Below are 668 nucleotides of genomic sequence, written 5' to 3' on the forward strand. Positions count from 1 at the left end.
CAGGCTGCGGAAATACCCAACAGCCAAGTCCACGCCCCAGTGGCGTGATGCGTTATCAGCGTAGCACCTCAACGACCTGAAGCGACACCCACCATGCGCGGCGCCGACACCTTCACCGAAGGCCTGTTCACCCTCAAGAAGCTTGACGACTTCGTGCCAGCCAACCACCCGCTGCGGGTCATCCGCACGATGGTCAACAAGGCCCTGGCCGAGATGGGCGAGTTGTTCGCCGGGATGTACGAGGAAGACGCCAAAGGCGGTCGCCCCAGCATCGCGCCAGAGAAGCTGCTGCGCGCCATGCTGCTGCAGGTGCTGTACTCGATTCGCTCGGAGCGCCAGTTGATGGAGCAGACGCAATACAACCTGCTGTTTCGCTGGTTCATCGGCCTGTCGATGGACGACTCGGTGTGGGTGCCAACAGTGTTCACCAAGAACCGCGAGCGGCTGATTGAGCACGATGCTGTGGTGGCCTTCTTCAACGCCGTGCTCAAGCAGGCAGACAAGAAGCGGTGGTTGTCCAAGGAGCACTTCAGCGTGGACGGCACCTTGATTCAAGCCTGGGCGGGCCACAAGAGCTTCGTGCGCAAAGACGGCAAGGACGACGACGATGGCGGCGACTTCCGAGGCAAGTCGCGCAGCAACGAGACGCATGAATCCAGCACTGACCC

General features: G+C 61.4%; 1 protein-coding gene. It reads left to right on the forward strand.

Features of this window, described 5'->3' with window-relative positions; all coding sequences use genetic code 11:
• Positions 1-93: 93 nt before the first annotated feature.
• A partial coding sequence (locus tag ABG80_RS20095) for an IS5 family transposase (RefSeq protein ID WP_152987769.1) occupies positions 94-668 on the forward strand: 575 nt, incomplete at its 3' end.

This window comes from Aquabacterium parvum, assembly GCF_001447195.1.
GTDB classification, from domain to species: Bacteria; Pseudomonadota; Gammaproteobacteria; order Burkholderiales; family Burkholderiaceae_C; genus Aquabacterium; species Aquabacterium parvum.